Annotated in this window: 18 protein-coding genes; 10 read left to right on the top strand and 8 right to left on the bottom strand. The window is 64.1% G+C overall.

Features of this window, described 5'->3' with window-relative positions; translation table 11 throughout:
- Positions 1 to 194 precede the first annotated feature (194 nt).
- From zwf to N430_RS13600, 3 genes are read left to right on the top strand one after another with little or no spacing between them, the layout of a single operon-like run.
- Complete coding sequence (gene zwf, locus N430_RS13610; RefSeq protein ID WP_110637367.1) at positions 195 to 1,664, top strand: glucose-6-phosphate dehydrogenase; 1,470 nt, start codon at positions 195 to 197, stop codon at positions 1,662 to 1,664.
- Entirely contained in the window at positions 1,651 to 2,364 is a 714-nt protein-coding gene (gene pgl / locus N430_RS13605) for a 6-phosphogluconolactonase (protein ID WP_110637365.1), read from the top strand. Before zwf ends, pgl begins: the two co-directional genes overlap by 14 nt.
- Before the next feature lie 17 nt (positions 2,365 to 2,381).
- A complete protein-coding gene (locus N430_RS13600; protein WP_110637363.1) occupies positions 2,382 to 3,062 on the top strand; it encodes a bifunctional 4-hydroxy-2-oxoglutarate aldolase/2-dehydro-3-deoxy-phosphogluconate aldolase in 681 nt (226 codons plus the stop codon).
- A 63-nt stretch (positions 3,063 to 3,125) separates the two neighbouring features.
- On the opposite strand, the gene N430_RS13595 is transcribed toward N430_RS13600, so the two are convergent.
- The 7 genes from N430_RS13595 to xseA form a co-directional block, all read right to left on the bottom strand.
- Positions 3,126 to 3,488, bottom strand: a complete 363-nt coding sequence (locus N430_RS13595) for a DUF6384 family protein (protein ID WP_110637361.1) — start codon at positions 3,486 to 3,488, stop codon at positions 3,126 to 3,128.
- Complete coding sequence (locus N430_RS13590) at positions 3,485 to 4,627, bottom strand: merozoite surface protein 3b (RefSeq protein ID WP_110637360.1); 1,143 nt, start codon at positions 4,625 to 4,627, stop codon at positions 3,485 to 3,487. The genes N430_RS13595 and N430_RS13590 overlap by 4 nt, the downstream gene beginning before the upstream one ends.
- A 45-nt stretch (positions 4,628 to 4,672) precedes the next feature.
- Entirely contained in the window at positions 4,673 to 6,070 is a 1,398-nt protein-coding gene (locus N430_RS13585) for a hypothetical protein (protein ID WP_110637358.1), read from the bottom strand.
- Positions 6,071 to 6,074: 4 nt separating this feature from the next.
- The gene (locus N430_RS13580; RefSeq protein ID WP_110637356.1) at positions 6,075 to 7,013 is read right to left on the bottom strand and encodes a DUF6384 family protein; all 939 of its coding nucleotides are present in this window, start codon (positions 7,011 to 7,013) and stop codon (positions 6,075 to 6,077) included.
- Between the two features lie 165 nt (positions 7,014 to 7,178).
- Positions 7,179 to 8,852 carry a 2-isopropylmalate synthase gene (leuA, locus tag N430_RS13575; RefSeq protein ID WP_103445505.1) on the bottom strand — a complete coding sequence of 558 codons (1,674 nt, stop codon included), beginning with the start codon at positions 8,850 to 8,852 and terminating at the stop codon, positions 7,179 to 7,181.
- Between the two features lie 433 nt (positions 8,853 to 9,285).
- Positions 9,286 to 10,113, bottom strand: a complete 828-nt coding sequence (locus N430_RS13570; RefSeq protein ID WP_110637354.1) for a M23 family metallopeptidase — start codon at positions 10,111 to 10,113, stop codon at positions 9,286 to 9,288.
- Between the two features lie 3 nt (positions 10,114 to 10,116).
- A complete protein-coding gene (xseA, locus tag N430_RS13565) occupies positions 10,117 to 11,496 on the bottom strand; it encodes an exodeoxyribonuclease VII large subunit (RefSeq protein ID WP_110637523.1) in 1,380 nt (459 codons plus the stop codon).
- A gap of 95 nt (positions 11,497 to 11,591) precedes the next feature.
- Here xseA and N430_RS13560 point away from each other — a divergent pair, with 95 nt between their 5' ends.
- From N430_RS13560 to tadA, 6 genes are all read left to right on the top strand, one after another.
- Complete coding sequence (locus N430_RS13560; RefSeq protein ID WP_110637352.1) at positions 11,592 to 12,347, top strand: sulfite exporter TauE/SafE family protein; 756 nt, start codon at positions 11,592 to 11,594, stop codon at positions 12,345 to 12,347.
- Between the two features lie 46 nt (positions 12,348 to 12,393).
- Complete coding sequence (locus N430_RS13555; RefSeq protein ID WP_103445500.1) at positions 12,394 to 12,951, top strand: sugar ABC transporter ATPase; 558 nt, start codon at positions 12,394 to 12,396, stop codon at positions 12,949 to 12,951.
- Between the two features lie 86 nt (positions 12,952 to 13,037).
- Positions 13,038 to 14,507 carry an IMP dehydrogenase gene (gene guaB, locus N430_RS13550; RefSeq protein WP_110637350.1) on the top strand — a complete coding sequence of 490 codons (1,470 nt, stop codon included), beginning with the start codon at positions 13,038 to 13,040 and terminating at the stop codon, positions 14,505 to 14,507.
- Between the two features lie 77 nt (positions 14,508 to 14,584).
- On the top strand, positions 14,585 to 16,162 hold the full coding sequence (gene guaA, locus N430_RS13545) for a glutamine-hydrolyzing GMP synthase (RefSeq protein WP_110637348.1): 1,578 nt from the start codon (positions 14,585 to 14,587) through the stop codon (positions 16,160 to 16,162).
- Positions 16,163 to 16,326: 164 nt separating this feature from the next.
- Entirely contained in the window at positions 16,327 to 17,709 is a 1,383-nt protein-coding gene (locus tag N430_RS13540; RefSeq protein ID WP_110637346.1) for a multicopper oxidase family protein, read from the top strand.
- Complete coding sequence (gene tadA / locus N430_RS13535; RefSeq protein WP_110637344.1) at positions 17,709 to 18,188, top strand: tRNA adenosine(34) deaminase TadA; 480 nt, start codon at positions 17,709 to 17,711, stop codon at positions 18,186 to 18,188. Before N430_RS13540 ends, tadA begins: the two co-directional genes overlap by 1 nt.
- Positions 18,189 to 18,237: 49 nt before the next feature.
- Here tadA and mltF read toward each other — a convergent pair whose 3' ends face one another.
- Complete coding sequence (mltF, locus tag N430_RS13530) at positions 18,238 to 19,695, bottom strand: membrane-bound lytic murein transglycosylase MltF (RefSeq protein ID WP_110637342.1); 1,458 nt, start codon at positions 19,693 to 19,695, stop codon at positions 18,238 to 18,240.
- 244 nt (positions 19,696 to 19,939) lie between these two features.
- Here mltF and purL point away from each other — a divergent pair, with 244 nt between their 5' ends.
- Positions 19,940 to 23,839, top strand: a complete 3,900-nt coding sequence (gene purL, locus N430_RS13525; protein ID WP_110637339.1) for a phosphoribosylformylglycinamidine synthase — start codon at positions 19,940 to 19,942, stop codon at positions 23,837 to 23,839.
- The last annotated feature ends 1 nt before the right edge of the window (position 23,840 follow it).

Here is a 23,840-nt window from a genome sequence, read left to right as displayed (position 1 = left end):
CCTTGGGTCGGGAAGACAGCCGGCTGTGGGAGCAGCAGGCTTTTTGCACGGTCGTCTATCGTACTGTCGGTGCGATTGGCGTACCACTTGTCTGTAACGCTTGTGTGTAATGTTGTGGTTTTTACTACATTATCCCTTGAAAACCGTGTGTGAAAGCGGTATTCCTAGACCAACTTTAGGAAAGAACCAACATCATGGCTGCGATCAGTGTCGAACCTTGCACCTTTGCCCTGTTTGGCGCCCTTGGCGACCTGGCATTGCGCAAGCTGTTTCCCGCGCTCTACCAGCTCGACCGTGCCAACCTCCTGCACGCGGACACCCGCTTGCTGGCGCTGGCCCGCGAGGCCGGCAGCGCCGAGGATCACCTGAACACCATCGAAACGCACCTACGCCGGCATGTGGCCGAGGCTGAAATCGAGCCCGCCGCGTTGGGGCGTTTCCTCGGCCGCCTGCGCTACCAGCACTTGGACTTCCTGCAGCCCGAGGGCTACCAGGCCCTGGCCGAACAACTGTCTGCCGACCAGCCGCTGATCGCCTACTTTGCCACGGCGGCGGCCGTCTACGGTGCCATCTGCGAGAACCTCGACAAGGCTGGTCTTGCCGCGCGCACCCGGGTGGTGCTGGAAAAACCCATCGGCCATGACCTGGAGTCTTCGCGGCGGGTCAACGATGCCGTGGCGCGTTTCTTCCCGGAAAACCGGGTCTATCGCATCGACCACTACCTGGGCAAGGAGACGGTGCAGAACCTGATCGCCCTGCGTTTTGCCAACAGCCTGTTCGAAACCCAGTGGAACCAGAATTCCATCTCCCACGTGGAGATTACCGTGGCGGAGAAGGTCGGCATCGAGGGCCGCTGGGGCTATTTCGACAAGGCCGGCCAGCTGCGCGACATGATCCAGAACCACCTGCTGCAACTGCTCTGCCTGATCGCCATGGACCCGCCCAGCGAGCTGTCGGCCGACAGCATCCGCGACGAGAAGGTCAAGGTGCTCAAGGCGCTGGCACCGATCACTGGCGAAGGGTTGAGCACCAGCGTGGTGCGCGGCCAGTACATCGCCGGCTACAGTGACGGCAAGCCGGTACCGGGCTACCTGGAAGAAGACAATTCCAATGCCCAGAGCGACACCGAAACCTTCGTCGCCCTGCGCGCCGACATCCGCAACTGGCGCTGGTCGGGCGTGCCGTTCTACTTGCGTACCGGCAAGCGCATGCCGCAGAAGCTGTCGCAGATCGTCATCCACTTCAAGGAAACGCCGCACTACATCTTCGCCCCGGAACAGCGCTTGCAGATCGGTAACAAGCTGATCATCCGCCTGCAACCGGACGAAGGCATATCCTTGCGGGTGATGACCAAGGAGCAGGGCCTGGACAAGGGCATGCAACTGCGCAGTGGCCCGCTGCAGCTGAATTTTTCCGACACCTGGCGCAGTGCGCGGATTCCGGATGCCTACGAGCGCTTGCTGCTCGAAGTGATGCGCGGCAACCAGAACCTGTTCGTGCGCAAGGACGAGATCGAGTATGCCTGGAAGTGGTGTGACCAGTTGATCGCCGGCTGGCGTAACGCGGGCGATGCGCCCAAGCCTTACGCAGCGGGCTCCTGGGGGCCGATGAGCTCGATTGCATTGATCACCCGTGATGGGAGGGCGTGGTATGGCGATATCTGAATTGAAGCTGCCAGCGACCGTGCAAGTGCACGACCTGGCGGATGCCAAGGCACTGGCCGCAACCCTGGCCCATGACGTGGCTGAACGTCTGCGCGCAGCGATTGCCGCCAATGGGCAGGCCTGTGTGGTGTTGTCTGGCGGTCGCAGCCCGGTGCCGTTCCTCGAGAAGCTGGCCAGCGAGCAACTGGACTGGGCCAAGGTCACCGTGAGCCTGGCCGACGAGCGCTGGGTGCCGGTGGAACATGCCGACAGCAACGCCGGGTTGCTCGCCCGCCACTTGCTCAAGGGGGCTGCCGCCAAGGCGCGCTTCGTGGGCCTCTACCAGCAGGCTGAGAACCTGGATAGCGCAGCGGTCGATACCGACCAGGCCCTGGCCGAGTTGCCAGCTATCGACGTACTGGTGCTGGGCATGGGCGACGATGGCCACACCGCCTCGCTGTTCCCCAATAGCCCGAACCTCGCCGAAGGCCTGGACCCGAACGGCAAGCGCCGTTGCCTGCCGATGCTGGCCCCAAGCGTGCCGCATCAGCGCCTGTCGATGACGCGCTCGCTGCTGGCCAGCGCGGCATTCATCGCGCTGTCCGTGCAAGGCCCGGGCAAACTCGCTACCCTGCGCGCCGCGCTGGCGGGCAACGACCTTTCCGAAATGCCGATTCGCGCCTTTCTTCACGACCCCCTGAGCATCTACTGGTGCCCATGAGCCAAGGATCCACTGTCATGACCACCCTTGAACGCCCACAGCCCAAGCTTTCGATGGCGGATAAAGCCGCCCGGATCGATGCCGTCTGCGAAAAGGCGCGCATCCTGCCGGTAATCACCATCGCCCGTGAGCAAGACATCCTGCCATTGGCTGACGCCCTGGCTGCTGGCGGTATCCGCACCCTGGAAGTGACCTTGCGTTCGCAGCATGGCCTGAAGGCCATCCAGGTGCTGCGCGAGCAGCGCCCGGAGCTGTGTGTCGGTGCCGGTACCGTGCTCGATCGCAGCATGTTCGCGGCGGTGGAAGCCGCTGGCGCGCAGTTCGTGGTCACCCCGGGCATCACCCAGGACATCCTCGAAGCCGGTGTCGACAGCGAGATCCCGCTGCTGCCAGGCATCAGCACACCGTCGGAGATCATGATGGGCTATGCCCTGGGCTACCGCCGCTTCAAGCTGTTTCCGGCGGAAATCAGCGGCGGCGTGGCAGCTATCAAGGCCTTTGCCGGCCCGTTCGGTGACATTCGCTTCTGCCCGACTGGCGGCGTGAACCCGGCCAACGTGCGCAACTACATGGCACTGCCCAATGTGATGTGCGTGGGCGGCACCTGGATGCTCGACAGCAGCTGGATCAAGAACGGCGACTGGGCGCGGATCGAGGCGTGCAGCGCCGAGGCGATGGCACTGCTGGACGCCAACTGAATCTGTTGTGTGCTTTACGGCTTATGGGGGCGCTTGGTCGGCGCCCCTTTTTTTTACCGCCAGCTAGCGGGTCACTGCTTCGAGCTTCACCACCAGGGCGAAGGTGCCGATGAGCAGCGCCGCACGAAACAGCAGTACCGCGATGCGCCCTTGGTGCATGATCAGCCAGCACAATGAGCGGCACCGGCGAGACAGCCCGGGGGCCTTGAACACCAGGCGCTCGGCGAAGAATGCCCGCACCCCCTGAGCGATCAGGGCGTCGTCGCAGACAATGCCCTGGGCCTGGTAATACGTGCGGATACGTTCAGCCACTTCTTCGCGGCGGCGCGGCAGGTCCAGGTGGTCCTGAACCTGCCGATGCTGCAGGCGCAGCTGGTCGACGAGGGCCATGGCCCCCATCTGTTCGCTGAGCGAGCCTTGCTTCACTGCGCAGCCTTGGTCAGAAGGTTGGAGAAGGCGCGCTTGGCGTCTTCAACGGCGTTGGAGATGTCCTGCGCAGCCTTGGTCGACTCGGCGCGGTAAGTCTCGGTCAGGCCTTTCATGTCGTTCTGGAAGTCCAGGGTGGCCTGGGCCAGTGCACGTACCGATTCGACCCGCAGGGTCGAGCCGTAGCTGGCTTTCATCGCTGCGCCGAGCTGCTTGTTGCCCAGTTCGCCCAGCGCCTCGAGGCCCTTGTTGATGCCTGCAGTGGTGGCGTTGAGCGTGTGGGTGGCTTCGGCCATGCCCTGGTTGGCGGTGAACGACACGGCCAGGCTGGTGAGCACCACTTCGTTGGTGGAGAAGAACGAGATCATGCGCTGGTACTGGCGCTCCTTGACCACGTGCACCTGGCTGATGCGGGCGAACACCATCTCGGCAGTGTTGTAGCCAACCCGCAGGTCGTCGGCGATGTCCTTGACGATCTGGTAGCTCTTGTCTTCGTTTTGCAAGGCGCGTACCGCCTCGTCACGGGCCAGCTCCAGGGCTGCCCGCTGGGCCGGCTCCTGGCCTTCGGCGGCGGCCACGGTAGCGTTGGCGGCATCCAGGGCCTGGGTGCGCTGCTGCAGCGACTGCCCGGCGAGAGTCAGCACCTGCTGGGCATCGATCTCGGCATTCTTCATGGCCAGGCGGAAATCCATGTACGACTCGAGGATCAGGCCTTCCCGGGTGATCTGGTCACTGGCGGCTTCGCACACATCCAGATAGTGCTTGCGGATGTCCTCGAAACGGCTCGGGATCGAGCCGCGGCGCATGTTCATCCAGGCCATCTTCAAACGTTCGACGGTGTCCAGGCGCCCGTCGTCCATCCACGAGGCCATCGCGGCAGCATCCTCGCGGATCGAGGTGAAGCTGTCGGTGATGTTCATGTAGCGGTGCGAGATGTCCATGCCGGCGATCTGTTCGCGCACGGTCTGGTTGAACAGGGTCGCCTGTTGCAGCACTGCGGCAATGCCGGTGACGCGTTGTTCGTCGTAGTGCGCGACCTTGTCCAGCAATACCAGCACCGGGGCCGGTTGGGTCGGCTGGCTGAAGGAAATACCGAGTTGGCGCAGGCCGTCGAGGGCGCGTTGGAGGTATTGGCTCATGGGTGTCCTTGCCTGAGTGGTTGTCTGGGTTGGCTGGGGAATGTGTCAGAAACTGTCGGTAGTGCGGAAGCCGCCGCCACCTGAACTGTGGGTGGTTTTGAAACCCCCGCCACCTGAACTGCTTGAGGTGTGGAAAGTACTACTGGATGAGCTGCGCGAACCGGCAAAGTCGCCCGAGGTGTAGGTCGATGCGGAGCCCCACTGGTGGTTCCTGGCATCGCCGCGGCGGTGCAGCGGCACGTACTGGCGGTTTTCGTCGAGGAGCTTCTGCACGGCGTACGTGTCGAACTGGCCTTGCATGTAGCCCGCCAATACCTGCTCGATCGGCTGGGGCAGCTCGTATTCGTTGCTCGGATCGCGGTAATGGTCGTCGCGCAGTGCATATTCGAGGGTCTTGGCGCGCTCGTAGCGGCGGCGCTGGTCGGCGGCCTCGTCGCGTGCGGCCTTCAGGCGCTGCTGCAGTTCCCGCAGGCGGGCGTGCAGCAGTTGCAGGTCGCCGACCAGTACATCGTCACGCTCGTCCGGGGTCTTGGCCGCTTCGACAATCAGTTCGGCCAGTGGCCGCTCCTTGAGTCGCTCGGCGATCGCCTGGCGCAGTTGCTGCAGGTGCGGGTCACGCTGCTCGTTGAAGGCGGCCAGTTGCGCGTGCAGTGCGCTGGCCTGGGCCTTGGCCTCGCCGAGCTGGGTGTCGAGGTCTTGCTCCTGGGTCATCGACGCCTGCATGCCGAGGCTCTCGCGAGCCTTGTCCAGCTGTTGCTGGTGCTGTGCCTGCAACTGCTGCCGCGCCTCGGCGAGGGTCTGGGCGAGGGTCTCGTTGCGGGCCTGCATGGCCAGCAGGATCTGCTCGTTGGCATGGTTGACGCGAAAGTCCACCTTGCGGGCCAGGTAGTCGTCCAGCGCACGCTGGAAAAGCTTGGGGCGGTACTGCTCGGTACCGTACTGGCGCGCCTTGAGGAAGCAGTACAGCGGGTGAGTGGCGTAGCCTTGCAGCTTGCTGGCGCATTCGTCACGGATTTCCGCGTAGCCGGCCTGGGCTTGCCGTTCGGCCAGGTCGGCGGCGTCGAGCTGCTCGAGCAAACGACGATGCGCCGGGTCCTGTTCCAGCAAGGCCTGGGCCTTGGCATCCAGTTGGCCAAGGTCCTGGCGTATCGCCTGCTGTTTCGCCAGGGTACTGGCGATGGACCGTTCGACCTGCTCGAGTTGCTGGCCGAGCGCTTTACGCTCCAGCTCGCGCTGTTCGAGCAGTTGTCGGGTGTGTTGGTCTTGCGCGGGGTTGGCTTCCAGTTGCAGGCCGGCGATTTCGCTCAGTTTCGACGCGATCAGGTGTTCGAGCCGGGTTTCCTGCTCGGCCTCGGCGTACAAGGCCTCCTCGGCCTGGCGCAGGTGTTTCTCGGCCTGGCGCGAGTTTTTCTCAAGTGCTTTGGCGAGGGCTGTCGGGGTCATGGCGTCACCATTGCAGGATCATGTCAGGGTTCGAGCTGGTGCGCTGGGTGAAGCGCAGGGCCAGGGTGTTGGCGGGCTTGTCGCCGATGACTCGTTGGTTGATATGGCCATCGTCGAGCTTGTCCTGGCGCAGCTTCTGGTATTCGTCATGGCTGACGCGCACGCCGAACTGGTCGGCCCAGCGGGTCTTGCCATCCTCGACGCTGGTCACCGGCACCTGGGTTGGCTTGCCGGTGGCGTCCAGGGCCTCGACGATCAGGTACCAGCTCTTGCCACGCAGGCTGTTCGGACTGCAGCCTGCTGCTTCATAGCAGCGTTCCACGCCGGATTTGACGCCGGGACGGTCGACCAGTGAGAGGGTCAGAGGCTCGGCGGCGTAGTCCAGGTAGTCATCCAGCACACCGAGCGTGTTTTCCGCTGCTTTGAGCTTCTGGTTGGCGATGTCTTTCCCGGCCTGTACGGCCCAGCCCGTCAGTGCCTGGCGATCCTCCGTGGGGAGAGTCACTGCCTTCAGGCGCTCGAGCATCTGTTGTTGGCGGTGCTGCAGGGCCTGGCTGTGCGTTGCCAGTTGCGTGGCATCTCTTTGCGCGCGGATGTTCTCCGACCAGTTCAGGCCCAGCAGCAGGGCCAGCGTCACGGCGACGATTACGGTGATCTTCAGCAGCGTGCCGCGGGCCATGTTCAGGCGTACCAGCAGGCGCTGGGTCAGGTTGAGCGTGGGGGCCTCGAACACCAGGCGGCGCGAGAAGAACAGGCATACGCCTTCTTCGATCGTTGCGTCATCGAAGGCGATGCCATTGTTCTGGTAATAGCTGCGGATCCGCTCTGCCACTTCGGCGCGACGCTGGGGCAGGTTCAGGTGTTCCTGAATCTCCATCTCGCGATGACGCAGCTGGTCGACGAGGCCCATGGCCCCGATCTGTTCGCTCAGCGGGACGCTCATCGGTTGCATTCCTGACGGCGGCTCATGGTGCTCCTTGCATGAGTTGAATTTGGCTGGCGCAGTATACCCAAACCGCAAGGCAAAATAGTGGCCAGCTCCTATCGGCGGCAAACAGGTAAAAAAAAGCCCGCATCGAGGATGCGGGCCTGGTGTACCGGAGGCTGCTTATGCGGCCTTGGCTTCCTGTTGGCTCAGCGAGCGGTTCAGCGCGCTGAACAGGGCCTTGAAGCTGGCCGTGGTGATGTTCTCATCGATACCCACGCCATGCACCGGACGACCGCCAGCCACGCGCAGTTCGATGTAGGCTGCCGCCTTGGCGTTGGTGCCTGCACCGATGGCATGCTCGTTGTAGTCCATGATCTCCACCGATACCGGCAGGCCGGCGACCAGGGCTTCCAGGGCGCCATTGCCCTTGCCGCGCCAGTGCAGGGTGGTTTCGCCTTCGCCGGCGACTTCCACTTCTACGGCACTGTTGCCGTTTTCTTCCTGCAGGCGGTGGCTGACCAGCGCATACGGGGCGTTGGCCTGGAGGTATTCCTTGTGCAGCAGGCTGTAGATCTGCTGGGCGGTCATTTCCAGGCCCAGGCGGTCGGTTTCGCCCTGCACGACCTGGCTGAATTCGATCTGCATGCGACGTGGCAGGCTGATGCCGTATTCCTGCTCAAGCAGGTAGGTGATGCCGCCTTTGCCCGACTGGCTGTTGACGCGGATCACCGCCTCGTAGCTGCGGCCGATGTCGGCCGGGTCGATCGGCAGGTACGGCACTTCCCACAGCTCGCCTTCCTGCTGCTTGGCGAAGCCCTTGCGGATGGCGTCCTGGTGCGAACCGGAGAATGCGGTGTGGACCAGGTCGCCGACATACGGGTGACGTGGGTGCACCGGCAGCTGGTTGCACTCTTCGACTACCTTGCGCACGCCGTCGATGTCGGAGAAGTCCAGCAGCGGGTCGATGCCCTGGGTGTAGAGGTTCAGTGCCAGGGTCACCAAGTCGACGTTGCCGGTGCGCTCGCCGTTGCCGAACAGGCAGCCTTCGGCACGGTCGGCGCCGGCCATCAGGCCCAGTTCGGTGGCGGCGATGCCGGTACCACGGTCGTTGTGGCAGTGCAGGCTGATGATCACGCTGTCGCGACGGCTGACATTGCGGCAGAACCATTCGATCTGGTCGGCGTAGATGTTCGGCGTGGACACTTCCACGGTGGCCGGCAGGTTGAGGATGATCTTGTGCTCGGGGGTCGGGTTCCAGACTTCGATGACCGCGTCACAGACTTCTTTGGCGAACTCCATCTCGGTGGCGCTGAAGGTTTCTGGCGAGTACTGGAAGGTCCACTGGGTTTCCGGCTGCTGGGCGGCATATTTGACGAACAGCTTGGCCGCGTTCACCGCGATGTCCTTCACGCCTTGCTTGTCCTGGTTGAAGACGATGCGGCGGAACGACGGGCTGGTGGCGTTGTACAGGTGGACGATGGCCTTCTTCGCGCCGCGCAGCGACTCGAAGGTACGGGCGATCAGGTCTTCACGGGCCTGGGTGAGCACCTGGATGGTGGTGTCGTCCGGGATGTGGCCGTCTTCGATCAGCATGCGCACGAAGTCGAAGTCGGTTTGCGAGGCCGATGGGAACGAGGCTTCGATTTCCTTCACGCCCACCTGCACCAAGGTCTTCCAGAAGCGCAGCTTCTTCTCCGAGTCCATCGGCTCGATCAGCGACTGGTTGCCATCACGCAGGTCGGAACTGCACCAGATCGGCGCCTCGGTGATGGTCTTCGACGGCCAGGTGCGGTCAGGCAGGTCGATGGTCGGGAAAGCGCGGTATTTCTTCGATGGGTCTTTGAGCATGGTCATGGAAGCAATCCTTTTGTGTGCGGCCGAGATCGGGCCTGCCGAGCTGTAACAAGATGAAGAGGCGAGGCGACGCGAATCAGCCTGGTAGTCGGGCGCTGACCAGGCAGAGGCTGCGATGTTGTCGGAGCAGGATGAGGGTGCTGAAGGTTTTCATGCCCTCAACCCTAACCAGTGGGGTGGGGGATGGCAAGCGTTCGAAAAAAATTGAGAGGAATGCTTAAAAAAAGCTAATTGGCGAGATTTTATAGCTGGAATTTCTATGGTGCTTACTAAGGCTTGCGCAGTATTTTTCTACAGCGCAACACGTCGGATTTGATGTTGGCAGTGCTGGCCTCTTCGCGGGCTCGCCCGCTCCCACAGGTACGGCGCAGCCTTCGGGCGCGGCGCGATCCCTGTGGGAGCGGGCTTGCCCGCGAAGCAGGCGGCGCCGATCTCAGGGCTGGAACGCGCCAATGAAGATCGCCGGATCCACCCGCGCATCGTTCAGGCTGACGTTCCAGTGCATGTGCGGCCCGGTGGCCCGCCCGGTCGAACCCACGCGCCCGACCACATCGCCGCGGCGCAGCTGCTGGCCAACCTGCACATCGATCTTCGACATGTGGCAGAACATGCTGATGAACCCCTGCCCATGGTCGACGAACACCGTACGGCCATTGAAGAAGTAGTCACCCACCAGGATCACCTTTCCGTTGGCCGGTGTCTTGATCGGTGTTCCAGCCGGGACCGCAAAGTCCAGCCCGGCATGCGGGTTGCGCTCCTCGCCATTGAAGAAGCGGCGCACGCCGAACTTGCTCGATAACGGCCCGCTGACGGGTTTGTCGAGGATCAGGTTGCTCGGCAGCACCGGGCTGAAGCTGCGATACGCCTTGATCTGCTCGGCCAGTTCACGGTCGATGCGCTTGAGGTCGTCCGGGTTCGGGTTGACCTGGCGGGTGTTCTTCAAGGTGATGTGCTGCTCGGGGTACTTCTTGCTGCCAACGCTGAAGGGCAGGCTGCGGCCGCCCTGGGTCAGCACGGCGGTGCCGGGCTTCTGGGTCAGCGGGATGCCGACGATGGCCAGCCAGTTGTCCTGCTCCTTGACCACCAGCACTGGCTTGCCATCGAAGCGCGCGCTCGGGGCGGTTGCTGACGGGCCGAGGTCGACCACTGCTACACCACCCGGCACCGGTTTGTTCAGGGTGCGGGTGATGTAGCTGGCCTGGGCGCCTGCGGCCAGCAGCATGAGGGAGAGGGCGAGCAGGGGCGCGAACAGGCGGGGCATGTGTCAGTCCAGTAAAGAGAGGGTGACCGGGGTCAGGTGATTGTCTTCGACGCGTACCAGCAGCTCGCCTTCGTTCAGGCGCGCGGTCAGGCGCTGGCCGTTGCGGGTCTGCTCGGCGCTGCGGATGGCCTGGCCCTGCTCGTCGAGGAGGATGCTGTAGCCGCGTGCCAGGGTCGCCAGCGGGCTGACTACCTGCAGCGTCTGCAGTTGTGCCTGGAAGCGCTGGCGACGGTCCTTGAGTACTTCGCGCATGGCCCGTGGCAGGCGCTCGGCGAGGCTGTGCAGGCGCTGCTCCAGCAGCTTCAGGGTGCGCCCCGGATGCTGCGCGGCCAGGCGGGTATCGAGGCGTGCCAGGCGCTCGCGGCGCTGGTTGAGGTTGAGCATGAAGGCGCGGCGCAGGCGCATGTCCAGGTCATCCAGGCGTTGCGCTTGCTGGCGCAGGCGTTCACCGGGATGGCGCAGGCGCCGGGTCAGCGACTCCAGGCGCAGGCGGTCATGGGTCAGGCGGTTCTGCATGCGCAGCAGCAGGCGCCGCTGCAGGCCATCGAGGCGCTGCTGCAGACCGCTGTTGTCGGGGGCCAGCAGTTCGGCGGCAGCCGAAGGCGTAGGCGCGCGCACGTCGGCGACGAAGTCGCTGATCGACACATCGGTTTCGTGGCCGACGGCGCTGACGATTGGCGTTACGCAGGCGGCCACGGCGCGGGCCACGGCTTCTTCGTTGAAACACCAGAGGTCTTCCAGCGAGCCACCACCGCGGGCCAGGATCAGCGCGTCGAAGCCCAGCCGGTCAGCTTGTTGCAAGGCGCGGACGATCTGGTTGATCGCCTCGCGGCCCTGCACGGCAGTGGGGATCAGGTTCAGCTCGACCTGCGGTGCCCGGCGGCCGAACACGCTGATGATGTCGCGGATCACCGCGCCAGTGGGCGAGGTGATGATGCCGATGCGTTGCGGATGGGCCGGCAGCGGCTTCTTGCGCTCGGCACTGAACAGCCCTTCGGCGCCGAGCTTCTCTTTCAGCGCCTCGAAGGCCAGGCGCAGGGCGCCATCACCGGCCGGTTCGACCGTGTCGAGGATCAGCTGGTAGTCGCCACGCCCTTCGAACAGCGACACCTTGCCGCGCACGCGCACTGCCAGGCCGTCACGCAGGGCCTGGCGCACGCGGGTGGCGTTCTGCCGGAACAGTGCGCAGCGCACCTGGGCACCGCTGTCCTTGAGGGTGAAGTACATGTGGCCGGAGGCCGGGCGGGCGAGGTTGGATATCTCGCCTTCCACCCAGACGCTGCGGAACACGTCTTCCAGCAGCACGCGCGCGCGGCCGTTGAGTTGGCTGACGGTGAGGACCTCGCGGTCCAGGCCGAGTCGTTCGAAAGGGTCTTTGATCATGGTGGGCATGATAAAGGACATGACGCACGGTTGTCTGTTCCGGCGATGAGGCCAGAACAGGCTAACCTGTGCCGGTCGCTCAAGGAATTGGCCCCATGCTCGCCCAGCTGTCCTTCTCTGCTTTTGAATGGATTCCGATCCTCCTGGCCATCGGCATCGCCTACATCGTCTTCGGCATCGCCGGCTTCGGCACCGCGCTGGTGGCTGGCCCGGTACTGATCCATTTCATGCCCCTGTCGCGGATCATCCCGCTGCTGGTGCTGCTGGACTTCGTCGCCGCCTTCGGCAACCTGTTGCCGTCACGTCGCGACGTGGTGCGCGGCGAGCTGCTGCGCCTGTTGCCGTGCATGGCCGTGGGCTGCACCCTGGGCGTGGTGTTCCTGCTGCACCTGAAGTCCGAGCTGCTGTTGCTGCTGATGGGTTTGTTCGTCACCGCCTATGCGATCTACGGCCTGGCGGTGAAGGTGCGACCGGCCCGGTTGTCGGGCCTCTGGGCGGTGCCCATGGGCACGGTTGGCGGGCTGTTCGGCGCCTTGTTCGGCAGTGGCGGTTTCCTTTATGCGATCTACCTGAGCGCCCGGCTGGAGATAAAAGAGCAGGTGCGCGCGACCCAGAGCGCCCTGATCAGCTGCAGCACCATTGTGCGCCTGTCGCTGTTCCTGCTGGCCGGCGTGTACGCCGACACCAGCCTGTTGCTGCTCGCCGCCTGCCTGCTGCCGGTGATGTTCATCGGTCTCTGGGCGGGCCGGCGACTGACCCTGAAGCTGTCCCGCGAAGCCTTCGTGCGCCTGGTCACCTGGCTGGTGCTGGCCAGTGGCCTGGCGCTGATCGGTCGCTACCTGAGCGGCTGAGCTGTAGAATTGCAGGATTACCGCAGTCCGCAGGCCCGCTTCGTTCATGAACACCCAGAGCATCATTGTCCCCAAGCTATCCACCGTCGAGGTGCACGAAGCCCGTGCCCGCGCCATCCTGCGCTGGCTGGTGCGCGAGAAGATCGTCGAAGAACAACTGACCACTTGCGGGCGCACCGGCAACCGCATGGGCCATGCCTTGGCGGCGGGCGCGCGCAAGGTCGCCCTGCATCCTGAAAAGCTGCCGTTTGGCGAGCAGGTCAATGGCCTGGAGGTGATGCTCAAGCGTTGCATCTATACCCCGACCGAGGGGTTCCTCGAGGAGGCCGGTTGCCCGGAATGCCGGCGTGAGGTCGGCGAGCCGCTGTTCGAGAGCCTGGAGGAGTGGATGCCGGCGGTGAGCGACAACTTCACCTGCCCGCTGTGCGGCCATGAAGACGACATCAATGGCTTCATTTACCTGCAGCCATGTGCCTTTTCCAACCTTGGGTTCATCTTCAACAACTGGGGCGAGGCCGGGTTCACCCAGGCCTTTCTCGACAGCTTTGCCGACTGGCTCGACCAGCCGGTGGCAGTGGTGCAGGTAAAAGTGCCACAAGGCTGACCGAAGGCCCTTATTTTGCATTGAGCGGCGCGCCGTGGATGAGTATAATGGCGCGCTTCCATTTTTCCCGCCCGGGAGCCCCCGCGATGCTGCGTATCAGCCAAGAAGCCCTGACCTTCGACGATATCCTCCTTGTACCTGGCTACTCCGAGGTACTGCCCAATGAAGTCAGTCTCAAGACCCGTTTGACTCGTGGCATCGAGCTGAACATTCCGCTGGTTTCCGCTGCCATGGATACCGTCACCGAAGCGCGCCTGGCCATTGCCATGGCCCAGGAAGGCGGCATCGGCATCATCCACAAGAACATGACCATCGAACAGCAGGCCGGCGAAGTGCGCAAGGTCAAGAAGTTCGAGGCTGGCGTGGTCAAGGACCCGATCACCATCGACGCCGACGCCACCGTGCGCGACCTGTTCGACCTGACCCGCCTGAACAACATCTCTGGCGTTCCGGTACTGGCGAACGGCGACCTGGTCGGCATCGTCACCTCCCGTGACGTGCGCTTCGAAACCCGTCTGGACGCCAAGGTCCGCGACGTGATGACGCCGAAAGAGCGTCTGGTCACCGTCCGCGAAGGCGCCAACAAGAACGAAGTCCGCGAGCTGCTGCACAAGCACCGCCTGGAAAAGGTCCTGATCGTTGACGACAAGTTCAACCTCAAGGGCATGATGACCGTCAAGGACATCGAAAAGGCCAAGGCCTACCCGCTGGCCAGCAAGGACGACCAGGGTCGCCTGCGCGTCGGCGCTGCGGTCGGCACCGGCAAGGACACCGGCGAGCGCGTTGCCGCCCTGGTTGCCGCCGGCGTTGACGTGGTGGTGGTCGACACCGCCCACGGTCACTCCAAAGGCGTGATCGACCGCGTTCGCTGGGTCAAGGAAACCTACCCGCAAGTGCAGGTGATCGGCGGCAACATCGCCACCGGCGCTGCGGCCAAGGCCCTGGCTGAAGCCGGCGCCGACGCCGTCAAGGTCGGTATCGGCCCAGGCTCGATCTGCACCACCCGTATCGTTGCCGGTGTCGGCGTGCCGCAGATCAGCGCCATCGCCAACGTTGCCGCAGCACTGGAAGGCACGGGCGTGCCACTGATCGCCGACGGCGGCATCCGCTTCTCTGGTGACCTGTCCAAGGCCATCGTTGCCGGTGCTTCCTGCGTGATGATGGGTTCGATGTTCGCCGGTACCGAAGAAGCACCGGGCGAAGTCGAGCTGTTCCAGGGCCGTTCCTACAAGGCCTACCGCGGCATGGGCTCGCTGGGTGCCATGGCACAGGCGCAAGGCTCGTCCGACCGTTACTTCCAGGACTCCTCGGCTGGCGCCGAGAAGCTGGTACCGGAAGGCATCGAAGGCCGCGTTCCTTACAAGGGCGCCCTGGCCGCGATCATCCACCAGCTGATGGGCGGCCTGCGTTCGTCCATGGGCTACACCGGCAGCGCAACCATCGAAGAGATGCGCACCAAGCCGGAATTCGTGCGCATCACCGGTGCCGGCATGGCCGAGTCCCACGTGCATGACGTACAGATCACCAAAGAAGCCCCTAACTACCGCGTAGGCTGAGGTTTCAAGCAATAACCGAACGGGGCTGTCACGAACAGCCCCGCGTCGTTTCCGATTTCCACTGACGAGATTGAGTCATGGCCCTCGACATTCACGCTCACCGCATCCTGATCCTCGATTTCGGTTCCCAGTACACCCAGCTGATTGCCCGCCGCGTGCGCGAAATCGGCGTGTACTGCGAACTGCACCCGTTCGACATGGACGATGAAGCGATCCGCGAATTCAACCCGCGCGGCATCATCCTCGCTGGCGGCCCCGAGTCGGTCCACGAAGCCAACAGCCCACGCGCCCCACAGGCTGTGTTCGACCTGAACGTGCCAGTTCTGGGTATCTGCTACGGCATGCAGACCATGGCCGAACAGATGGGCGGCAAGGTCGAAGGTTCTGACCTGCGCGAGTTCGGTTATGCCCGCGTTGACGTGGTCGGCAAGAGCCGCCTGCTCGACGGTATCGAAGACCACGTCGACGACGACGGCGTACTGGGCCTGGACGTGTGGATGAGCCACGGCGACAAGGTCACCCAGATGCCGGGCAACTTCCACGTGCTGGCCAGCACCCCGAGCTGCCCGATCGCCGGCATGTTCGACGATTCGCGCGGCTACTACGGCGTGCAGTTCCACCCGGAAGTGACCCACACCAAGCAGGGCGGTCGCATCCTGTCCCGCTTCGTGCAGGACATCTGCGGCTGTGAAGCCCTGTGGACTCCGTCCAACATCGTTGAAGACGCCATCGCCCAGGTGCGTGAGCAAGTCGGTTCGGCCAACGTCCTGCTGGGCCTGTCCGGCGGCGTTGACAGCTCTGTTGTTGCCGCGCTGCTGCACCGCGCCATCGGCGACCAGCTGACCTGCGTATTCGTCGACAACGGCCTGCTGCGCCTGCACGAAGGCGACCAGGTGATGGCCATGTTCAAGGAGAACATGGGCGTCAAGGTGATCCGCGCCGACGCTGAAAAGCAGTTCCTTGACAACCTGGAGGGCGAAGCGGACCCTGAGAAGAAGCGCAAGATCATCGGCCGCACCTTCATCGACGTGTTCGATGCCGAAGCCAGCAAGCTGGACAACATCCAGTTCCTCGCCCAGGGCACCATCTACCCGGACGTGATCGAGTCGGCTGGCGCCAAGAGCGGCAAGGCCCACGTGATCAAGTCGCACCACAACGTGGGTGGCCTGCCGGAGGAAATGAACCTCAAGCTGGTCGAGCCGCTGCGTGAACTGTTCAAGGACGAAGTGCGCAAGATCGGCCTGGAGCTGGGCCTGCCGTACGACATGGTCTACCGCCACCCGTTCCCGGGCCCGGGCCTGGGCGTGCGCATCCTCGGTGAAGTGAAGAAGGAATACGCCGACATCCTGCGTCGCGCCGACCACATCTTCATCGAAGAACTGCGCAAGGCCGACTGGTACCACAAGACCAGCCAGGCATTCGTGGTGTTCCAGCCGGTCAAGTCGGTCGGTGTCGTCGGCGACGGCCGTCGCTACGCCTGGGTCGTCGCACTGCGTGCCGTCGAGACCGTGGACTTCATGACCGCGCGTTGGGCACACCTGCCGTACGAGCTGCTGGAAACCGTCAGCGGCCGTATCATCAACGAAATCGACGGTATCTCCCGCGTCACCTACGACGTGTCGAGCAAGCCGCCAGCCACTATCGAGTGGGAATAAGTTGAGCCACAAGGGCGCCGCAAGGCGCCCTTGTTGTTTCTGCCGTCAGCGCAGGTGAAACAACACTTCACTTAATATTTCCCATTTGCAGGTGTATCGTATTCGCCCTTCACCGCCAGCTGTGCTGGCAGCTTGATTGCGCAGAACGCGAGGTACCCGCACCGATGTCCTTCACCCGTCGACAAATGCTCAAAGGCCTGACCGGCCTGGTTGTGGTTGGCCTGGGCGCCGGTGGCGCGGCCCGTTACTGGCTGGGCAAGGTCGAGGACGACAATGCCGGGCATGACTACGAGCTGATCGCCGCGCCCCTGGACGTCGAGCTGGTGCCCGGCTTCAAGACTGAGGCCTGGGCCTTCGGCCCTTCGGCGCCGGGCACTGAGTTGCGCGTGCGCCAGGGCACCTGGCTGCGGGTGCGCTTCATCAACCACCTGCCGGTGGAAACCACCATCCACTGGCATGGCATTCGCCTGCCGCTGGAAATGGACGGCGTGCCCTACGTTTCGCAACTGCCGGTCAAGCCGGGCGAATACTTCGACTACAAGTTCCGCGTGCCGGATGCCGGCAGCTACTGGTACCACCCCCACGTCAGTAGCTCCGAGGAACTCGGGCGCGGGCTGGTCGGCCCGCTGATCGTCGAGGAGCGCGAGCCGACCGGGTTCAAGCACGAGCGCACCCTGAGCCTGAAGAACTGGCACGTGGACGAGCAGGGCGCCTGGCTACCCTTCAGCATCCCCCGCGAGGCTGCACGCAACGGCACCGCCGGGCGGCTGATCACCATCAATGGCCAGGCTGACTCCGTCACTGAGTTGCCGGCTGGGCAGGTGGTGCGCGTGCGTCTGCTGAACCTGGACAACACCTGGACTTACCGGTTGAACCTCAAAGGTAACTGCGAGGCGAAAATCTATGCCCTCGACGGCAACCCGGTGACCCCACGGCCACTGGATGATGAGTACTGGCTCGGCCCGGGCATGCGCATCTGCCTGGCCATCCGCATTCCCGAGGCGGGCGAGGAAGTTTCCCTGCGCGACGGTTTCGTGCGCCTGGGCACCTTGCGCTCGGTGGCCAGCACCGACGCACCGGGCGAGTGGCCCAAGGCCCTGCCGGCGAACCCGATCGCCGAGCCGGACCTGGAGAATGCCGAGAAGCTCAACTTCAATTTCGAATGGGCGGCGAGTGTCTCGGTCGAAAGCGATCCGGACAAGCCGTCGAGCATGTGGCAGATCAACGGTCAGGCCTGGGACATCACCGACAAGACCTGCGCTGACCGGCCGATCGCCACGCTGAAGAAGGGCAAGAGCTACATCTTCGAGCTGAAGAACATGACCCAGTATCAGCACCCGGTCCACCTGCACGGCATGAGTTTCAAGGTGATCGGCTCCAATCGCCGCCAGATCCCCGAGCAGTACTTCACCGACACCTACCTGTTGGGCAAGAATGAACGCGCTCAGGTGGCCTTGGTGGCGGATAATCCGGGCACCTGGATGTTCCACTGCCACGTCATCGACCACATGGAAACCGGCCTGATGGCCGCGATCGCGGTGGTCTGATGCGTCCGCAGATCGTCGATCGCAGTCGCGATCAGGAATTCATGCGCCTGGCCCTGGCCCTGGCCGCCGAAGGCGCGGCCATGGGTGAGGTGCCCGTGGGCGCGGTGCTGGTGCAGCATGGGCAGGTGATCGGCCAGGGCTTCAACCGGCCGATCATCGACAGCGACCCCAGCGCTCACGCCGAGATGGTGGCTATTCGCGCGGCAGCCAAGGCCGCCAGCAACTACCGCCTGCCGGGCAGCACGCTTTACGTGACCCTGGAGCCGTGCAGCATGTGTGCAGGGCTGATCGTGCACTCGCGGGTGATGCGGGTGGTGTATGGCGCACTGGAGCCCAAGGCGGGGATCGTGCAGAGTCAGGGGCAGTTCTTCGGGCAGGGCTTTCTCAACCATCGGGTGATGGTGGAGGGCGGGGTGCTGGCGGAGGAGTGCGGGCAGATCCTCAGTGACTTCTTCAAGGCCCGCCGGGCCAAGGCTTGACCTGTACCGGCCTCTTCGCGGGCGTGCCCGCGAAGAGGCCAAAGCAGGCCTACATCGGCGGCGACTGATCCGCCGGCTTGTCCTTGTTCACCCCAGGCACATGCAGGTTGCCCTCGGCCACCTGGCCTTCGAGCTGCGGTTGGGTTACCCAGGTGAGGATGTCGTAGTAACGGCGGATGTTGGCCACGAAGTGCACCGGCTCGCCGCCACGGGCATAGCCGTACTTGGTCTGCCGATACCACTGCTTCTGGGCCAGCCGCGGCAGCATCTTCTTCACGTCCAGCCACTTGTTCGGGTTGAGCTTTTCGCGCTTGGCCAGGGTGCGGGCGTCTTCCAGGTGGCCGGTGCCGACGTTGTAGGCGGCCAGGGCGAACCAGGTGCGGTCTGGCTCCTTGATGCTGTCGTCGAGCTCTTCCTTGATCTTCATGAAGTACTTGGCACCGCCCTGGATGCTCTGCTTAGGGTCCAGGCGGTTGGACACGCCCATGGCCTGGGCCGTGCGCTGGGTCAGCATCATCAGGCCGCGCACGCCGGTCTTGGAGGTGACTTCAGGCTGCCACATCGATTCCTGGTAGCCGATGGCTGCCAGCAGGCGCCAGTCGACCTGCTCGACCTTGGCGTAGCTCTTGAAGTGCTTCTCGTACTTGGGCAGGCGCTGTTGCAGGTGCTGGGCGAAGGTGTAGGCACCGACGTAGCCAAGGACGTCGACATGGCCGTAGTAACGGTCCTTCAGGCGCTGCAGGGTACCGTTCTTCTGTGCCTTGTCGAGGAATTCGTTGATCTCGTTGAGCAGGCTGTTGTCGTCACCGGCTGCCACCGCCCAGCGCTGGTCACGGGTGTCGCCGAGGTCGAAGGCGACCCGCACGTTGGGGAAGTACACCTGGTTCATCGACAGTTCATTGGAGTCGACCAGAGTCAGGTCGATCTGCCCTTCATCGACCATGCGCAGCAGGTCGACCACTTCGACCGCGTCGGATTCCTCGTACTCAAGGCCGGGATACTGCTTTTTCAGCTCGGCCAGCTGGTCGGCGTGGCTGCTGCCCTTGAGCACCATGATCTTCTTGCCGACCAGACCCTTGGCATCGGTGGGGCGCGGGCGGCCGTTGCGGTAGATGACCTGGGGGGTCACTTCCAGGTAAGGGTGCGAGTACTTGACCTGCGCCTTGCGCCGGTCACTGCTGACCAGGCCGGCCGCCGCCAGCACCGGGCCGGAAGGCTTGCCGAGCGAGTCGTACAGTTCGTCGAGGTTGTCGGCGGTCTCGATCTGCAGCTTGACGCCGAGATCTTCGGCGAAATGCTGGACCAGCTCGTATTCGAAGCCGGTTTCGCCGTTGCGGTCCTGGAAGTAGGTGGCCGGGCTGTTGCGGGTGATCACGCGCAGCACGCCGTCCTCCTTCACGCGCTCGAGGGTGCTGGGTTTTTCAACGCAGGCACCGAGCAGCAGAAAGAGTCCGGTTGCGATTAGCCATCTGGCGCAACGCTGGCGCAAAGCAGTGTGGGCGAACATAGGTTGCAGTATACGCAAAGGACCGGCACAGCCATATCTCGACAACGGTTAGCTTGTCTGGTAGCGATTTTTTCGCTATGGCACGGCAGGGGCGGTCCAAGGCCGGCAGGTTCGCTGTTTTTTCTGACCCCGAAGTCCGGTTCAGCCGCCCGGCAGCCGTGGTGTAGAGCGGGTGCCGAAAGCCGTCGAATTAGGCTAGAATGCACGGCCTCTAAGCACACCCCTTCCTGAGGCTGTCCCGACGATGTTGATCCTGCGCGGCGCTCCTGCCCTTTCTGCCTTTCGCCACGGTAAATTACTCGAGCAACTGAGCCAGAAAGTCCCCGCTGTTACTGGTTTGTATGCCGAATTTGCCCACTTCGCCGACGTTGACGGCGAGCTGACCGCCGACCAGCAGCAGGTGCTGGGCCGTCTGCTCAAATACGGCCCGAGCGTGCCGGTACAGGAGCCGACCGGCCGCCTGTTCCTGGTTGTGCCGCGCCTGGGCACCATCTCGCCATGGGCCAGCAAGGCCAGCGACATCGCTCACAACTGCGGCCTGCAGTCGATCCAGCGCCTGGAGCGCGGCATCGCCTACTACGTGGCCGGCAACCTGAGCGACGCCGACGCCGAGCTGATCGCTGCCGAACTGCACGACCGCATGACCCAGCGCGTGCTGGCCAAGCTGGAGCAGGCAGCCGACCTGTTCAGCCACGCCCAGCCCAAGCCGATGACCTCGGTCGACATCCTCGAAGGTGGCCGCGACGCACTGGCCAAGGCCAACATCGACCTGGGCCTGGCCCTGGCCGAAGACGAGATCGACTACCTGGTCAATGCCTTCCAGGGCCTCAAGCGCAACCCGAACGACATCGAACTGATGATGTTCGCCCAGGCCAACTCCGAGCACTGCCGCCACAAGATCTTCAACGCCAGTTGGGATATCGACGGCCAGGCGCAAGAGAAGAGCCTGTTCGGCATGATCAAGAACACCTACCAGATGCACAACGAAGGCGTGCTGTCGGCTTACAAGGACAACGCCTCGGTGATCGTCGGTTCGGTGGCCGGGCGCTTCTTCCCGAACCCTGAAACCCGCCAGTACGGCGCGGTGAAGGAGCCGGTGCACATCCTGATGAAGGTCGAGACGCACAACCACCCGACCGCCATCGCCCCGTTCTCCGGCGCCTCCACCGGCTCCGGCGGCGAAATCCGCGATGAAGGTGCGACCGGCCGTGGCGCCAAGCCAAAAGCCGGCCTGACCGGCTTCACCGTATCCAACCTGCGCATCCCGGGCTTCGAACAGCCATGGGAGCAGGCCTACGGCAAGCCTGAGCGCATCGTCGACGCGCTGGACATCATGATCGAAGGCCCGCTGGGCGGCGCCGCGTTCAACAACGAGTTCGGTCGCCCGGCCCTGACCGGCTACTTCCGTACCTTCGAGCAGGCTATCGACACCCCGCACGGTGAAGAAGTGCGCGGCTACCACAAGCCGATCATGCTTGCCGGCGGCATGGGCAACATCCGTGAAGACCACGTGCAGAAGGGCGAGATCACTGTCGGCGCCAAGCTGATCGTGCTCGGTGGCCCGGCCATGCTGATCGGCCTGGGCGGCGGCGCCGCTTCGTCGGTGGCTACCGGTGCCAGCTCGGCTGACCTGGACTTCGCCTCGGTACAGCGCGAAAACCCTGAGATGGAGCGCCGTTGCCAGGAGGTCATCGACCGCTGCTGGCAGCTGGGTGACAAGAACCCGATCGCCTTCATCCACGACGTTGGCGCCGGTGGTATCTCCAACGCCTTCCCTGAGCTGGTCAACGACGGTGGCCGTGGCGGCCGCTTCGAACTGCGCAACGTGCCCAACGACGAGCCGGGCATGGCCCCGCACGAAATCTGGAGCAACGAATCGCAGGAGCGTTACGTGCTGGCCGTCAGCGCCGTCGATTTCGAGCGCTTCCAGGCCATCTGCGAACGCGAGCGTTGCCCGTTTGCCGTGGTCGGTGAAGCGACGGAAGAGCCGCACCTGACCGTCAGCGACAGCCATTTCGGCAACACCCCGGTGGACATGCCGCTCGACGTGCTGCTGGGCAAGCCGCCGCGCATGCACCGTTCGGTCACCCGCGAAGCCGAGCTGGGCGATGATTTCGACCCGAGCCAGCTGGACCTGGACGCTGCCGTGCAGCGCGTGCTCAGCCACCCGGCCGTGGCCAGCAAGAGCTTCCTGATCACCATCGGCGACCGCACCATCACCGGCCTGGTTGCCCGCGACCAGATGGTCGGCCCGTGGCAGGTCCCGGTGGCCGACTGCGCCGTCACCGCCACCAGCTTCGACGTCTACACCGGTGAAGCCATGGCCATGGGCGAGCGTACTCCGCTGGCACTGCTGGATGCCCCGGCGTCCGGCCGCATGGCGATCGGCGAGACCATCACCAACCTGGCCGCCTCGCGCATCGAGAAGCTGTCCGACATCAAACTGTCGGCCAACTGGATGTCCGCCGCTGGCCACCCGGGTGAAGACGCCCGCCTGTACGACACCGTCAAGGCTGTCGGCATGGAGCTGTGCCCGGAGCTGGGCATCACCATTCCGGTCGGCAAAGACTCGATGTCGATGAAGACCAAGTGGAGCGAAGAGGGCGTCGAGAAGAGCGTTACCTCGCCGATGTCGCTGATCATCACCGGCTTCGCCCCGGTCACCGACATTCGCCAGACCCTGACCCCGCAACTGCGCATGGACAAGGGCGAGACCGACCTGATCCTGATCGACCTGGGCCGCGGCAAGAACCGCATGGGCGCCTCGATCCTGGCCCAGACCTACGGCAAGATCGCTGCCCAGGCACCGGACGTCGATGACGCGGAAGACCTCAAGGCGTTCTTCGCCGTGATCCAGGGCCTGAACGCCGATGGCCACCTGCTGGCCTACCACGACCGTTCCGACGGCGGCCTGCTGACCACCGTGCTGGAAATGGCCTTCGCCGGCCACTGCGGCCTCGACCTGCACCTCGACCCGCTGACCGACAGCAAGGCCGACGTCGCCGCCATCCTCTTCAACGAAGAGTTGGGCGCGGTCATCCAGGTTCGCCAGGATGCCACCCCGGACGTACTGGCACAGTTCAGCGCTGCTGGCCTGGGCGAAGAGTGCGTTGCGGTGATTGGCAAGCCGATCAACAACGGTGAAGTGTCCATCAGCCTCAATGGCGAAGTGCTGTTCGACGACGACCGTCGCATGCTGCAGCGCCAGTGGGCCGAAACCAGCTACCAGATCCAGCGCCTGCGCGACAACGCCGACTGCGCCGACCAGGAGTTCGACCTGCTGCTCGAGGAAGAAAACCCGGGCCTGTCGGTCAAGCTGGGCTACGACGTCAACGACGACGTCGCCGCTCCGTACATCAAGAAGGGCGTGCGCCCGCAAGTGGCGATCCTGCGCGAGCAGGGCGTCAACGGCCAGGTCGAGATGGCTGCCGCCTTCGACCGCGCAGGTTTTGCCGCCATCGACGTGCACATGAGCGATATCCTCGCCGGCCGTGTCGACTTCGAAGCCTTCAAGGGCCTGGTCGCCTGCGGTGGCTTCTCCTACGGTGACGTGCTCGGTGCCGGTGAGGGCTGGGCCAAGTCGGCGCTGTTCAACAGCCGCGCCCGTGATGCCTTCCAGGCCTTCTTCGAGCGTACCGACAGCTTCGCCCTGGGCGTGTGCAACGGTTGCCAGATGATGTCCAACCTGCACGAGTTGATCCCGGGCACCGAGCACTGGCCGCACTTCGTGCGTAACCGCTCGGAGCAGTTCGAGGCACGTGTGGCCATGGTCGAGGTGCAGAAGTCCAACTCGATCTTCCTGCAGGGCATGGCCGGTTCGCGCATGCCGATCGCCATCGCCCACGGTGAAGGCCATGCCGAGTTCGCCAGCGAAGAGGCACTGCTGGCAGCCGACCTGTCCGGTTGCGTGGCGCTGCGCTACGTCGACAACCACGGCAAGGTCACCGAAGCCTACCCGGCCAACCCGAACGGCTCGCCGCGTGGTATCACCGGCCTGACCAGCCGTGACGGCCGCGTGACCATCATGATGCCGCACCCGGAGCGTATGTTCCGCGCCGTGCAGAACTCCTGGCGCCCGGATGAGTGGCAGGAAGACGCCGCGCTGATGCGTATGTTCCGCAACGCCCGCGTGTGGGTGAACTAAG

Origin of the sequence: Pseudomonas sp. CC120222-01a, from assembly GCF_003097235.1 — a bacterium.
Taxonomy (GTDB): Bacteria; Pseudomonadota; Gammaproteobacteria; order Pseudomonadales; family Pseudomonadaceae; genus Aquipseudomonas.
The sequence above is the reverse complement of the archived record's forward strand: the minus strand, read 5'-3'. Positions and strand labels throughout refer to the sequence as shown.